Genomic DNA, 13,921 nt, shown 5'->3' with positions numbered 1-13,921 from the left:
ACGGACAACGCCCTCTCCCTCTGGGAGAGGGCAGGGGTGAGGGAAGTTGTGTTTGGCTAGGTGTTGATCTGGAAGGGCAGCCCTTCGGCCTGCTTCGCGAATGAATTCGCACAGGAAGAGGCAGGGTTTCCGAGAGGGGCGTTAACCCTCGAACGGCAACGTCTCCACCACTTCCAGGTCATACCCGGTGAGGCCAGCGTATTTCAGTGGTGGCCCGAGGTGGCGCAGTTTGCCCACACCCAGGTCCTGGAGGATCTGCGCGCCGGTGCCCACTTCGGAGTAGATGCGCGACTGCGAGCGGCTGAACTGCCGGCGCGGTTGGGTGAGTTGCGGCACGCGTTCGAGCAGGGCCTGGGAGGATTCATTGTTTGCCAGGACCACCACCACGCCGTGGCCGGCCTCGGCCACCTTTTCCAGGGCGGCCCAGAGGGTCCAGTTTTTCGGCCCGGTGTATTCCGCACCCACCAGGTCGCGCAGTGGGTCGATCACATGCACTCGCACCAGGGTGGGTTCGTCGCGGTGGATATCGCCCATCACCATGGCCATGTGCACGCCGCCCTCGATGCGGTCTTCATAGGTGACCAGGCGGAAGGTGCCGTGGACCGTGGCCAGTTCCCGCTCGCCGATGCGGGAGACGGTGTGTTCGGTGCTGAGGCGGTAGTGGATCAGGTCGGCGATGGTGCCGATCTTGATTCCGTACCTCTCGGCGAAGGCTTCCAAGTCCGGGCGGCGGGCCATGGTGCCGTCGTCGTTCATCACTTCGACGATGACCGAGGCCGGGGAGAAGCCGGCCAGGCGCGCCAGGTCGCAGCCGGCTTCGGTGTGGCCGGCGCGTGTCAGCACGCCGCCTTCGCGCGCGCGCAGGGGGAAGATATGGCCGGGTTGCACTAGGTCGTCGGCCGTGGAATTGGCCGCCACGGCGGTGAGCACGGTATGGGCGCGGTCGGCGGCCGAAATGCCGGTGGTCACGCCCGTGGCGGCTTCGATGGACACGGTGAAGGCGGTGGCGAAGGCGCTGCCATTGGCCGGAACCATCTGCTCCAGGCCAAGGCGTTCGCAGTGTTCGTCGGTCAGGGTCAGGCAGATCAGGCCACGGGCTTCGCGGGCCATGAAGTTGATCGCCTCGGGGGTGCATTTCTCTGCGGCCAGGAGCAGGTCGCCCTCGTTCTCACGGTCTTCGTCGTCCACCAGCAGGACCATCTTGCCCTGGCGGTAGTCTTCGATGATTTCTTCGATGCGGTTGAACGGCATGGCGTGACACCTGGCTGGATAAAATAGAAAGTAATCTGGTATACCATAATACCAATTTAACCGGAACAGCAGAGGTCAGCATGAAGGCTTACTGGATCGCCCACGTCGATGTGACGGACCCGGAGCGCTACAGCGAATACACCCGCCGGGCTCCCGCGGCGTTCGCTCAATACGGCGGCAAGTTGCTGGCCCGCGGCGGCCGTTCACAGGCGATGGAAGGGCGCACCACTCCCCAGCGTAGCGTGGTGATCGAGTTCACCTCCTACGAGCAGGCGCTGGCCTGCTACCACTCGGCGGAATACCAGGAAGCCTGTGGATATCGCCGGGGCGTGGCGAAGGCGGAGGTGATTATCGTGGAAGGGGTGGAACCGTAGGTTGGTCCGAGCCTGCGAGGCCCAACGCGCGGAGTCGAGGCCTGCTCGTTGGGCTTCGCTTCGCTCTGCACCAACCTACAAGAGCATGGACTTCAGCGGATGAAGTGAATCTTCCCGGTATCGTCATTCCCCATGTAGATCCCATACACCCCAGCCTCGCGCTCTTCGATATAGCGCTCGAGAATCTGCCGGATCGCCGGGTAGTAGATGCTCTCCCAGGGAATCTCCTCAGGGGCGAAGAAGCGGTAGTCGAGGGTCTCGGGCCCGTGCTGACCGGTCACTTCCAGGGCGATGGCGCGGAAGATGATGTAGACCTCGCTGATCTTCGGCACGCTGAAGATGGAGTAGGGCGAGACGATCTCGGCGCGCACGCCGCTCTCTTCCCACACCTCCCGCAGGGCCGCTTCCTCGGTGGTCTCGCCGTTTTCCATGAAGCCGGCGGGCAGGGTCCAGGTGCCGGGGCGGGGCGGGATGGCGCGCTGGCAGAGCAGGTACTTGCCGTCCTGCTCGATGATGCAGCCGGCAATGACCTTCGGGTTTTCGTAATGGATGTAGCCGCAGTCGCCGCAGACCAGCCGGGAATGGGTGTCCCCGTCGGGCTGCCGGCGGTTCAGGTCGCCTGATCCGCACTGGGGGCAGAAACGCGGGGCGCGCATGGCGTCAGCGTCCTATGCGCGGCTCTTTGAGGGCGATGGGGCTGGCGATCTCGCGCACCTTGCCCGGCTCGTCCTGCTTGGACCTGAGGTAGTCCAGGGCCACCTTGGCGGCGGCGCGGACGTGGTCCACCGAAGCCTGGTGGGCGGCCAGCGGATCGCCGCTCTTGATGGCTTCGACGATGCGTTCCATTTCCTTGTTGCTGGCGCCGCGGCGGTTCTCCTGGGAGACGGACGTGGCGCGCAGGTAGCTGATGCGTGCCTGCAGCTGACGCAGCTGGGTAGCGGCGATGTGGTTGCCGGAGCATTCCAGCAGCACGTCGTAGAACCCCTGGACGGACTCGAGCACCTGCTGCAGCTCGCCTTCTTCGAGGGCCTTGCGGTTGTCGTCGAGGGCGCGTTCCAGGGCGCGGATGTCCTTGGCCTTGGCGTTGAGGGTGAAGAGCTGGACGATTAGGCCTTCGAGCACGCAGCGCAGCTCGTAGATGTCGCAGGCGTCTTCGAGGGTGATGATGGCGACGCGCGGACCCTTGGCATCGGCGAACTCCACCAGGCCTTCGGACTCCAGGTGGCGGAGGGCTTCACGCACCGAGGTGCGGCTCACGCCTAGACGGTCGCAGAGGTCGCGCTCCACCAGGCGATCGCCGGGTAGAAGCTGGAAGTTCAGGATGGCGCCCCGCAGCTTGTCGAGGACGATCTCGCGCAGGGTGACGGGATTGCGATTGACCTTGAAGCTGTCGTCGAGGGGCAAGCGTTTCATGTGGTCCGCTCTGGTTATGGCTGTCCGTAGGAAAAACGATGGAGCACCAGAGGGTGCTCCATCATCGGGTGGCGCCGGCAATCAACCCTGGGCCTCGGAATCAGCTTCGGCGAAGGCTTCGCGAGCGATGCGGAAGCTGTCCACCGCTGCCGGCACGCCGCAATAGATGCCGACTTGCAGGAGGATTTCGCGGATCTGCTCGCGGGACAGGCCGTTACGCAGGGCGCCGCGAACGTGAAGCTTCAATTCGTGAGGGCGGTTGAGTGCCGAAATCATGGCCAAGTTTATCATGCTGCGTTCTTTCAGCGATAAGCCGTCCCGGCCCCAGACGTGGCCCCAGCAGTACTCCGTGACCAGTTCCTGCAGGGGGCGCGTGAAGTCGTCAGCGTTCTGGATCGACTTGTTCACATAGGCCTCGCCCAGGACCTTGGTGCGGATCTCCAGGCCCTTGGCGTACTTGTCGTTGCTCATCTTGGATGCTCCCTGTTCAGGTCCGGCCGGTGGGCTGAAGCCCACCCTACCTGGGCCGTGGAATAAAAAAGGGCCGCTGTCGAGAGTGGCGAACAGCGGCCCCGAAGGTGACTCAGGCGATCTCCGGCAGGGCGCCCAGCTTGCCCTTGTGGTAGACCATGGGCGTGACCTCGTCCTTGGGCAAAATCAGGTTCTTCACCGCCCCGACGATGATTGCGTGGTCCCCACCGTCGTACTCGCGCCACAGCTCGCATTCGATGATCGCGGTGGCCTTGGTGAGCAGCGGGTTGCCCAGCTCGCTCAGGTGCCAGTCGATGCCCTTGGCCTTGTCCTTGCCCTTCTTGGCGAAGGCGTAGGCCTCGGCCTGCTGGTCGGAGCACAGCAGGTGGATGGCGAACTGCTTGCTGTCGCGCAGGATCGGGTAAGTGTCCGAGGCGTAGTTGGGGCAGAAAAGCACCAGGGCCGGGTCGATGGACAGGGCACTGAAGGCGCTGGCGGTGATGCCGACGATGTCCCCTTCGGCGTCCAGGGTGGTGACCACGGTCACGCCGGAGGGGAAGGAGCCCATCACTTCTTTGTAGATGCCGGGTTCGATCATGGTGGTGCCCTCTCAGCGCATCACGAAGGGGTCGGGCATGGGGGCCTGCGAGAGGTTGATCCACACCGTTTTCAGCTCGGTGTAGGCCAGCACCGAATCGATGCCGCTCTCACGGCCATAGCCGCTGTTGTGGAAACCGCCGATGGGCGCCATGGCCGAAACCGCGCGGTAGGTGTTGACCCAGATGATCCCGGAACGCACGTCACGGGCCATGCGGTGGGCGCGGCCCAGGTCGCGGGTCCAGATGCCGGCAGCGAGGCCGAACTGGGAGTCGTTGGCCATGGCCAGGGCTTCTGCCTCGTCCTTGAAGCGGATGACCGAGGCCACCGGGCCGAAGACTTCTTCCTGCATGATCTTCATCGAGTTGCTGTCGCACTCGAACAGCGTCGGCTCGTAGTACCAGCCTTCGGCATCGATCGACGGACGCTTGCCGCCCATGCGCAGGCGCGCACCTTCGGCAAGGGCGTCGGCCACCAGGCCTTCCACCACGGCGAGCTGCTGCGCGGTGGCCATGGGGCCCATCTCGCTGCTGTCGTCCTGCGGGTTGCCGATGCGGATGCGCTGGGCGCGGGCCACCAGGCGTTCGACGAATTCGTCGTAGATCTCGTCCTGCACCAGCAGGCGCGAGCCGGCCACGCAGCTCTGCCCTGAGGCGGCGTAGATGCCGGCCACGGCGCCGTTGATGGCGCTGTCCAGGTCGGCGTCGGCGAAGATGATGTTGGGCGACTTGCCGCCCAGTTCCAGCGACAGCTTGGCGAAGTTCTCCGCACTGCTGCGCACCACGTGGCGCGCGGTGGCGGCGCCGCCGGTGAAGGCGATCTTGCGTACCAGCGGATGGCGGGTTAGCGCCGCGCCGGTGCTCGGGCCGAAGCCGGTGACCACGTTGACCACACCCGCCGGGATGCCGGCTTCAAGGGCCAGGCGCGCCAGCTCGAGGATCGTCGCCGAGGCGTGCTCGGAAGGCTTGAGGACGATGGTGTTGCCGGCCGCCAGGGCAGGGGCCAGTTTGATCGCGGTCAGGTAGAGCGGGCTGTTCCACGGGATGATCCCGGCGACCACGCCCAGTGGCTCGTGCACGGTGTAGGCGAACAGCTCGGGCTTATCCAGCGGCAGGGTGCCGCCTTCCAGCTTGTCCGCGAGGCCGGCGGTGTAGTGGAAGAATTCCGGCAGGTAGCCGACCTGGCCGCGGGTTTCGCGGATCAGCTTGCCGTTGTCGCGGCTTTCCAGCTGGGCCAGGTGTTCCTTGTTCTCGGCGATCAGGTCACCCAGGCGGCGCAGCAGTTTGCCCCGCGCGGTGGCGGAAAGGCCGCGCCAGGCCGGGTTTTCGAAAGCCTTCTGGGCCGCCTGTACGGCACGCTCGACATCCGCCTCGTCGGCATCGGGCAGTTCCGCCCAGGGCGCGGCGAGCGCCGGGTTGAGGCTTTCGAAGGTCTTGCCGGACAGCGCATCGACCCACTGGCCGTCGATGCACATCTGGAAGCGTGCGAGCGTCATGCGACGATCCCCTTTGCTTGGTTCTGTAAGGTCTGCGCCTGCTGGAGGAAATCCAGCAGCATCTGGTTGACCAGACGCGGCGACTCCACCGGCATCATGTGCCGTTGCTCTTCGAGCACCACTACCTGGGCGCGGGGAATGCGCTCGGCCAGTTGCCGGGCCATCTCGGGCGTCGAGCCAGGGTCCAGTTCGCCGGTGGCGACCAGGGTCGGAACCTGGATGCTGCCCAGGTCGTCGACGCGGTACATGTCCTGGGTGGCGAACAGCTCATAGGTAGTCAGATAGCCCTGCGGATCGTTGCTGGCAAGGGTCTGGCGAATGGCGGCGATCTGCGCCGGGTTGGCTGCCTGGTACTCGCGGCTGAACCAGCGCGACAGGGCCGCTTCGGCGTTGGCGTCCGGGCCGTGTTCGGCGGCCTGGCGCGTGCGTTCGATCACCCCGGCGCGCTGTTCGGCGCTGCGGTTGAACACGCTGTTGAGGATCACCAGCCCTTCAATCTGCTGCGGGTGGTGCAGGGCGAATGCCCGCGCCACCAGTCCACCCATGGAGAAGCCGATCACGGTGGCCCGCTCCAGCTTCAGGTGCTCCAGCAGTTCGCGCAGCTGCTCGGCATAACCCACCAGCCCGGTGCCCGATTCCGGACGCGGGCTGGCGCCGTGGCCGAGCATGTCGTAGGCGATGACCTGGAACTGCGGGGCCAGGCCAACGATCTGGCCGCCCCACATTTCCTTGTTCAGGCCGACACCGTGGATCAGCACCACGGGGTGGCCTTGGCCGGTCGCCAGATAACTGGTGCCGGCCGGTGTGCGTTCAGCGGTGAGCCGAATCATGGATCGCTCCTGCACAAGCCTTGGGATTACTGGGCCTGCTCGGCAGCCAGCTCTTCCAGATCGATGTAGCGGTTGCCGATACGCGGGTGCAGGCGGCCACCGTCGGCGGCGCCCAGCACGACGACGATTTCGTCGGCACGCGGTGCGTCTTCGATCTGCATTTCAAGGGTGATGTAGTGGGAACGCAGGCCCTCGTCGTCCTTGTGCATCATCGGGATCTGGATAGACGTGCCCGGGCCGCCGCGCTTGTTGGTGAAGCTCAGGTAGCTCTTGGCGTTCACTGCCTGGCGGTAGTGGTTGCCGAAACGCAGGGTGTGGATAACGGCGGACGCGTGCTCGATCTCACCGTCGGCACCGACCACAGCGGCCTTGCCATAGGCTTCGATCTTCGCGGCACCGCCGATGGCGGCGGTCAGGCGCTCGACCATCATGGCGCCCAGATCGGAGCAGTTGGCCCGGATTTCGGGCTTGAGGTCTTCGACGAAGCCACGGCCGAGCCACGGGTTCTTCATCACCACGGCCAGACCCACCATTGTCACGGGCTTGTCAGTGGCCTTGCCGCCTTCGATGAAGGTCTCTTCCACGTAGCTGACGATCTTGCGAATTTCGAAGCTCATTGGGCTCTCCTGGGTTGGGAAGTCTCTTGCTGTCTGATGGTATACCATAATATTGAATATGCAAGAGCCAGCCACCGGAAGAGGGTGGGGGTCGGCGACGGAAGGTCATCTGGAGAAGGAGGAAGGCCAGGAACGCCGCGCCATGGGGGCGGTAGAAGGGCCGCGAAGGATACGGGAAAACATGGAATACCGTAATACGAGATTCCGTGGCGATATAAGCCAAGACGTCGTTGGGAGATTTAGATGTGGGGGCGAATTCATTCGCTAACCGGACCGTAGGTCCGGCCGAGAGATTTTTCGGGGGCCGCTGCGCGCCCCTTCGCGAATGAATTCGCCCCCACAAGGAGAAGAGCGCTTTTGTAGGTTGCGTCTGAGCTACGCGAAGCCCAACGGACGGAGTTTCCCCGGACGTTGGGCCTCGTTCCTCGGACCAACCTACGGCCGGCCTCCGAATGAATCGGGTTACAAAAGCTGCAGATCGCGCGCGAGACTACGTCGCATCACCCAGTAGTAAGTGAGCGCCGGCACCACCAGCCCTACCACCCAGGCCAGGTCGACACCGTCCAGAACGTTGGCGATAGGGCCGACGTAAAGGGAGGTGTTCATGAACGGAATCTCCAGCAGGATGGCCAGCACGAAGCTGCCGCAAGCCACCAGGTTGACCCGGCCGTAGCGGCCGTCCAGGTCGAAGATATCCGCCACGCAGTAGTCGCCTTTCCTCAGGCAGTAGTAGTCCACCAGGTTGATGGCGGTCCATGGGATGAGGAAGTAGCTCATGAAGAAGATGAAGTTCAGGAAGTAGCTGATGAAGTCTTCCTGGCTGATGGTGCACAGCGCCGTGGCGATCACGCTGATGGCCAGCATGAACAGGCCACGCACACGCGGCGTCACCCGCAGGCGGGCGAAGGGCTCGATCACCGTGACAGTGGACATGAAGGCGCCGTAGAGGTTGAACACGTTGATCGCCACCTGGCCGTAGAGGATGAAGGCGAACAGCGGCAGGGCGGCTGTGCCGAACAGCAGAGCGAGGTGGCTGCCGACGTTATCGGAGAAGCCATCGATGGCCACGCTCAGCATGGCGCCGAGGATCATCATCCAGGCGCCGCCGGCCACGGTGCCGGCATAGCTGAACCAGAACACCCGCGACATCGGCGTGTTGCTCGGCAGGTAGCGCGAGTAGTCGGCGACATAGGGGGCGTAGGACAACTGCCAGGTCACCGCGATGCTCACCGCCACCATGAACTTCGACAGCGAGAAGCCCGCCGCCGACCACTGTCCATCGGGAATCGGCAGGCCCAGGGCCAGCGCGGTGGCGACCAGGAAGACCAGCACCGACAGCAATGACAGCACCTTCTGCAGGCGATGGATCAGCCGGTAGCCATAAAGCGCCACCACGAAGCACAGCGCCCCGATCAGGTAGATGTTGGCCTCGCTGCCGAGCGGGCTCACCGACTCGATGGCCTGGGCCGCCAGCAGGGTATTGCTGACGAAGAAGCCGAGGTAGATGAGCATCACGAACAGCAGCGGCAGCACGGCGCCGATCACGCCGAACTGGGCACGGCTCTGGATCATCTGCGGGATGCCCAGCTTCGGCCCTTGGGCCGAATGCGAGGCCATGAAGATGGCGCCGATCAGTGAGCCGAGGATGATCGCCACGGCGCTCCAGAACAGGTTCAGGCCGATGACCACCGGCAGCACGCCGGAGGCGATGGTGGTGATGTTCATGTTGGCGCCGAACCAGATGGTGAACAGTGAGCCTGGCTTGCCATGGCGCTCGCTCTCGGGGATGAAATCGATGCTTCTTTTCTCAACGTGCATGGCGATCACTCCTGTTCACGGCGCGGCAGGCCGAGTTCGGTCTGCAGGCGGGCGATGGTGGCGACGAACTGGTCGGGGCGATGGGCGAACTGGTCCGGCTCGGTGGGGCGGCAGGAGTGGTGCGCTTCAGCATTCAGTGCCTTCAGGAACTGCTCGGTGGAGAAGAGTTCGATGGCGTAGACCCAGTTGGCCATGATCAGCAGGGCGGCATTGTGGGCGGCTTCCGTGGTGCTGGTGCAGGCGTCGGCGATGAGATCGACGCCGTAACCCAGGGCGAAGGCGTCGAGTGCCGTGGCCAGCACGCAGGCGTCGGTGAGCACGCCGCTGATTGCCAGTCGGCGCACGCCGAGTTGGCGCAACTGCTGGTCAAGGTCGGTGCGGTGGAAGGCGCTGTAGCGCGGTTTATCGATCACACGGTCGCCCGGTACGGGTGCCAGGCGCTCGATGATTTCCACCTGCTGGGTGCCGGCGCGGTAGCTGAGCGGGCGCCCGGTGGCATCCAGTGGTTCGCCCGGTGGCAGGTCGCTGCCGTCCGTCGCGTTGATGTGGCGGGTGTAGATGACAGGCGTGCCTGCATGCCGGGACGCGTCCAGAAGGCGGGCGGTGTTGTGGATAACTTGATTGAAGCCATGCAGGGGGAAACCATCCTCCTGCTGCAGGTCGATGACCAGGAAAGCTCTGTCTGTGTTCATGAGCAACTCTTGTTGTTGTTCGGCCATGAGCGCGTGCCGCCGGAACGTGCCAGCCTGGTGCACGGAGGCACCTCGCCAGGACTGCGAAACGTCGGACGCGGGCGAATTTCAGCGGAGAGAGTTGGTCAGCAGACTATCTGCCAGAAGCCGTTCTGCTTGGCGGTGACGGAGGAGCGCAGGCGCTTGAGGAAGAGATGGGCGGGCGTCCACTTGCCGCGCAGGTAGGCCATGGCGGCCCCGGGCAGTGGCTTGGGGGTGCAGAGGGTGATGCCAGTCTCGTACATGGCGTTCGACCACCTGTGGATGGGTGAAAAGCGGCCGGATCGCCCGACCCGGCCGCTTGCAGCATAAATCAGCGGAACGCCGGCACCACGTGCTTGATGAAGAGTTCCAGGGACTTCTTCTTCTCCGCGTGGGAGAGGCTGTTGTCGGCCCAGAAGCTGAACTCGTCCACGCCCAGTTCCTGGTAGTGACGAATGCGCGCGATCACTTCTTCCGGGGTGCCGATCATGGTGTTCTTGCGGATGTTCTCCAGCTCGAACTCCGGGCGGTCCTTGAACTTCTCTTCCGGGCTCGGCGGCAGGATGCCGTTGACTGGGGTCTGCTTGTTGCCGAACCAGGCATCGAAGGTGCGATAGAAGCGCGAGATGGCGGCAGCACCGACCTTCCAGCCTTCGCTGTCTTCGGGGCTGTAGACGTGGGTGTGACGCAGCACCATCAGTTGCGGGCGTGGCACGTCGGGATTGTTGGCCAGGGCGGCCTCGAACTTGTTCTTCAGGTCCACCACTTCCTCGTCACCCTTCATCAGCGGGGTGACCATCACGTTGCAGCCGTTGGCCACGGCGAAGTTGTGGGAGTCCGGGTCGCGGGCGGCGATCCAGATCGGCGGGGTGGGCTTCTGGATCGGGCGTGGCGAAGAGGTGGAGGTGGGGAACTTCCAGATTTCGCCGTCATGGGCGACATCGCCCTGCCACAGGGCCTTCACCACCGGAACCATTTCACGCAGGGCCTGGCCGCCGCTGGTGGCGGGCATGCCGCCGGCCATGCGGTCGAACTCGTACTGGTAGGCGCCACGGGCCAGGCCGACTTCCATACGGCCATTGCTGATCACGTCCAGCAGGGCGCATTCACCGGCTACGCGGATGGGGTGCCAGAAGGGCGCAATGATGGTGCCGGCGCCCAGGCGGATGGTGGTCGTGCGGGCGGCGAGGTAGGAGAGCAGCGGCATGGGGCTCGGCGAGATGGTGTATTCCATCGCGTGGTGTTCGCCGATCCAGACAGTGCTGAATCCGCCGGCCTCGGCCATCAGCGTCAGCTCGGTCAGATCTTCGAAGAGCTGGCGGTGGCTGATCTGCTCGTCGTAGCGCTCCATGTGCACGAACAAAGAGAATTTCATGTCGCTTACCTCGAACCTTTTTCTGCGTGGCCACGGAGCGGCCGCTGCGGTGGGGTGACTCCGCCAGTGGGCTCTGACCTACCGGGCGGCTTGCTGGATATTGGTATACCATAATACGGAATATCTGCAAGGCCTTTCCGCCAGAACAACCTTGCCGTGGGTATCGCCGAGTGCCCCCAAGCGTTGGGCCTCGTTCCTCGGACCAACCTACGGCAGGAATGCGTCCTGCTTGGCGAATGAATTCGCCGCCACAGGAAGAGCGTCCGCACGGGCTGTTGGGAAAGGGCTGGGGTGAGGGAGGCCGAGTTCGGCACGAACTTCCCGTAGGTTGGCGCAGAGCGAAGCCCAGCGGACGGAGTGTCCACAGGCGTTGGGCCTCGTTCCTCGGGCCAACCTACGGCAGGACTGCGTCCTGCTTGGCGAATGAATTCGCCGCCACAGGAAGAGCGTCCGCACGGGCTGCTGGGAGAGGGCTGGGGTGAGGGAGGCCGAGTTCGGCACGAACTTCCCGTAGGTTGGCGCAGAGCGAAGCCCAACGGACGGAGTGCCCACAGGCGTTGGGCCTCGTTCCTCGGACCAACCTACGGCAGGACTGCGTCCTGCTTGGCGAATGAATTCGCCCCTACAGGGGAAGCATTCGATGTGCGGGCAAAAAAAGCCCCCAATCTAGGGGGCGGGATTCAAAGCACACATCAACTTGATGTCAGGCGAAGGCCTGCAGCGCGCCCATCTTGCCGCGGCAGTAGATCATCGGGATCACTTCCTGCTCGGGAACGATCAGGTTCTTCACGGCGCCCACCAGGATGGCGTGGTCGCCGCCTTCGTATTCGCGCCACAGTTCGCATTCGATGATGGCGGTGGCATTGGCCAGGATAGGGTTGCCCAATTCGCTCAGGGTCCAGTCGATGCCCTGCGCCTTGTCCTTGCCCTTCTTCGCGAAGGCGTAAGCCTCGTCGCGCTGGTCGGCGGAAAGCAGGTGGATGGCGAAGCGCTTGCTCTTGATCAGCACCGGGTAGGAATCGGAGCTGTAGTTGGGGCAGAACAGCACCAGGGCCGGGTCCATGGACAGGGAGCTGAAGGCGCTGGCGGTCAGCCCGACGATCTGCCCGTCGTCATCCAGGGTGGTGATGACGGTGACGCCGGAAGGGAAGGAGCCCATGACTTGTTTGTAGGCATTGGTGTCGATCATTTCGGGGTACCTATCGGGAGCAAGTGGCTGCGACCGGCAGCGCATCTGTGTCTGATGGTATACCGTAATACTTTCAATGCAAGTGGAATTTTTCTGCGTCTTCCCCCGTCCGACGAACGTTGTCAGGTTCGCTGTAAGCCACTGAATACGGGCCATTGCCAAGATATGGTGGATCGATTCAGCTACTCAAAGGCGTATTTTCAGTACAGTTTGACGTCCAAAAAAGCCTTGTCTGAGTCTTGGAATACCATAATATGGTGTTCGTTTTCGGGTGGCTGCTGCCGTCAGCACAACCCCCGATTGCGCCCCTTCGTGGCTTTTCTACAAAGACAATAAGCAAGGCAAGACGATGTCCGAGAATTCCCAGCAGACGCTGATCGAGAACCATACCGTCGACTACGTGCCACCCGCCGAACGCCACGGCAAGGCCCGTGACCTGTTCACGCTCTGGTTCAGCACCAATATTGCTCCATTGCCGATCGTCACCGGGGCCATGGTGGTCCAGGTCTTCCACCTCGACCTGCTCTGGGGCCTGCTGGCCATTGTGCTGGGGCACATGATCGGTGGTGTCTTCATTGCCCTGGCATCGGCCCAGGGGCCGCAGATGGGCATCCCGCAGATGGTCCAGAGTCGCGGCCAGTTCGGTCGTTACGGAGCGCTGCTGATCGTGCTGTTCGCGGCGGTGATTTATCTCGGCTTCTTTATTTCCAATATCGTCCTGGCCGGCGAGTCGATCCATGGCATCGCTCCTGCCGTGCCACTGCCGGCGGCGATCATCATCGGCGCCATCAGCGCGACAGCCATCGGTGTGGTCGGCTACCGCTTCATCCACACCCTCAATCGCATTGGCACCTGGGTGATGGGCGGCGCGCTGCTGGCCGGATTCATCACTATTTTCTGCAGCGAGCTGCCGGCGGACTTCTTCAGCCGCGGCGCCTTCAACCTGTCGGGCTTCCTGGCCACCATCTGCCTGGGGATCATCTGGCAGCTGAGCTTCTCGCCCTACGTGTCTGACTACTCGCGCTACCTGCCGGCCAGCATCGGCATCGCCAAACCGTTCTGGGCCACCTACTTCGGCGCCTGCCTGGGCACCATCCTGTCCTTCAGCTTTGGAGCGGTGGCAGTCCTGGCGACCCCGGAAGGCACCGAGGCCATGGCGGCGGTCAAGCAGGCCACCGGTGTTCTCGGTCCGGTGCTGATGCTGCTGTTCCTGCTAAACATCATCAGCCACAACGCCCTCAACCTGTACGGCGCGGTGCTGTCCATCGTCACCTCCATACAGACCTTCGCGGGTGGCTGGACGCCCAGCATCCCGGTGCGAGTGCTCCTGTCCGCCGTGGTGCTGGTGAGCAGCTGCCTGATGGCGCTGGGCGCCTCGGCCAACTTCATTTCCCACTTCATCGGCCTGATCCTGGCGCTGTTGCTGGTCCTGGTGCCCTGGGCGTCGATCAACCTGATCGACTTCTACCTGATCAAGCGCGGCCGCTACGACATTGCCTCGATCTTCAAGGCGGACGGCGGCATCTACGGGCGCTTCAATCCCCACGCGATCACCGCCTATTTCCTCGGCATCCAGGTTCAGCTGCCATTCGCCAATACCGCGCTCTATGTTGGCCCCTGGGCCAACTACATCGAGGGCGTGGACCTGTCCTGGCTGGTGGGGCTGCTGGTGACCTGCCCGCTGTATTTCTGCCTGGCCACGCGCAGCAAGACCGAACCCGCCGGCGACCTCAGCCTGGCCGAATGACCGTCTGATCCATGTCGCCGACGCCCCGTGC

General features: G+C 63.8%; 15 protein-coding genes. 2 read left to right on the top strand and 13 right to left on the bottom strand.

Going from position 1 to position 13,921, the window contains the following annotated elements; genetic code table 11:
• Positions 1 to 141: 141 nt before the first annotated feature.
• Entirely contained in the window at positions 142 to 1,251 is a 1,110-nt protein-coding gene (gene ribBA, locus E8F06_RS28690) for a bifunctional 3,4-dihydroxy-2-butanone-4-phosphate synthase/GTP cyclohydrolase II (protein ID WP_280372536.1), read from the bottom strand.
• Between the two features lie 80 nt (positions 1,252 to 1,331).
• Here ribBA and E8F06_RS28685 point away from each other — a divergent pair, with 80 nt between their 5' ends.
• Positions 1,332 to 1,625, top strand: coding sequence for a DUF1330 domain-containing protein (locus E8F06_RS28685; RefSeq protein WP_280372535.1), 294 nt, complete (start codon positions 1,332 to 1,334; stop codon positions 1,623 to 1,625).
• A 92-nt stretch (positions 1,626 to 1,717) separates the two neighbouring features.
• On the opposite strand, the gene E8F06_RS28680 is transcribed toward E8F06_RS28685, so the two are convergent.
• From E8F06_RS28680 to E8F06_RS28625, 12 genes are all read right to left on the bottom strand, one after another.
• Positions 1,718 to 2,281 carry an NUDIX hydrolase gene (locus tag E8F06_RS28680; RefSeq protein WP_280372534.1) on the bottom strand — a complete coding sequence of 188 codons (564 nt, stop codon included), beginning with the start codon at positions 2,279 to 2,281 and terminating at the stop codon, positions 1,718 to 1,720.
• 4 nt (positions 2,282 to 2,285) lie between these two features.
• Positions 2,286 to 3,038: a GntR family transcriptional regulator gene (locus E8F06_RS28675; protein WP_280372533.1), complete on the bottom strand. Its 753-nt coding sequence runs from the start codon at positions 3,036 to 3,038 to the stop codon at positions 2,286 to 2,288.
• An 81-nt stretch (positions 3,039 to 3,119) separates the two neighbouring features.
• Complete coding sequence (locus tag E8F06_RS28670) at positions 3,120 to 3,509, bottom strand: carboxymuconolactone decarboxylase family protein (RefSeq protein WP_280372532.1); 390 nt, start codon at positions 3,507 to 3,509, stop codon at positions 3,120 to 3,122.
• 112 nt (positions 3,510 to 3,621) lie between these two features.
• Positions 3,622 to 4,107 carry a flavin reductase family protein gene (locus E8F06_RS28665; protein WP_280372531.1) on the bottom strand — a complete coding sequence of 162 codons (486 nt, stop codon included), beginning with the start codon at positions 4,105 to 4,107 and terminating at the stop codon, positions 3,622 to 3,624.
• Between the two features lie 12 nt (positions 4,108 to 4,119).
• Positions 4,120 to 5,601: an aldehyde dehydrogenase gene (locus E8F06_RS28660; protein ID WP_280372530.1), complete on the bottom strand. Its 1,482-nt coding sequence runs from the start codon at positions 5,599 to 5,601 to the stop codon at positions 4,120 to 4,122.
• Positions 5,598 to 6,431, bottom strand: coding sequence for an alpha/beta fold hydrolase (locus tag E8F06_RS28655; protein WP_280372529.1), 834 nt, complete (start codon positions 6,429 to 6,431; stop codon positions 5,598 to 5,600). Before E8F06_RS28655 ends, E8F06_RS28660 begins: the two co-directional genes overlap by 4 nt.
• A 26-nt stretch (positions 6,432 to 6,457) precedes the next feature.
• Entirely contained in the window at positions 6,458 to 7,048 is a 591-nt protein-coding gene (locus tag E8F06_RS28650; protein ID WP_280372528.1) for an amino acid synthesis family protein, read from the bottom strand.
• 462 nt (positions 7,049 to 7,510) lie between these two features.
• A complete protein-coding gene (locus E8F06_RS28645) occupies positions 7,511 to 8,866 on the bottom strand; it encodes a cytosine permease (RefSeq protein ID WP_280372527.1) in 1,356 nt (451 codons plus the stop codon).
• A gap of 5 nt (positions 8,867 to 8,871) precedes the next feature.
• Positions 8,872 to 9,558: an isochorismatase family cysteine hydrolase gene (locus tag E8F06_RS28640; protein ID WP_280372526.1), complete on the bottom strand. Its 687-nt coding sequence runs from the start codon at positions 9,556 to 9,558 to the stop codon at positions 8,872 to 8,874.
• A 125-nt stretch (positions 9,559 to 9,683) separates the two neighbouring features.
• Positions 9,684 to 9,842, bottom strand: a complete 159-nt coding sequence (locus E8F06_RS28635) for a hypothetical protein (protein ID WP_280372525.1) — start codon at positions 9,840 to 9,842, stop codon at positions 9,684 to 9,686.
• A 68-nt stretch (positions 9,843 to 9,910) separates the two neighbouring features.
• Positions 9,911 to 10,954, bottom strand: coding sequence for an LLM class flavin-dependent oxidoreductase (locus E8F06_RS28630; RefSeq protein WP_280372524.1), 1,044 nt, complete (start codon positions 10,952 to 10,954; stop codon positions 9,911 to 9,913).
• A 703-nt stretch (positions 10,955 to 11,657) separates the two neighbouring features.
• Positions 11,658 to 12,143, bottom strand: coding sequence for a flavin reductase family protein (locus E8F06_RS28625; RefSeq protein ID WP_179059335.1), 486 nt, complete (start codon positions 12,141 to 12,143; stop codon positions 11,658 to 11,660).
• Between the two features lie 349 nt (positions 12,144 to 12,492).
• Here E8F06_RS28625 and E8F06_RS28620 point away from each other — a divergent pair, with 349 nt between their 5' ends.
• Positions 12,493 to 13,890: a cytosine permease gene (locus tag E8F06_RS28620; protein ID WP_280372523.1), complete on the top strand. Its 1,398-nt coding sequence runs from the start codon at positions 12,493 to 12,495 to the stop codon at positions 13,888 to 13,890.
• Positions 13,891 to 13,921 lie beyond the last annotated feature (31 nt).

Origin of the sequence: Pseudomonas sp. BN411, from assembly GCF_029871235.1 — a bacterium.
Taxonomy (GTDB): domain Bacteria; phylum Pseudomonadota; class Gammaproteobacteria; order Pseudomonadales; family Pseudomonadaceae; genus Metapseudomonas.
This window is presented reverse-complemented; position numbering and strand designations above follow the sequence as displayed.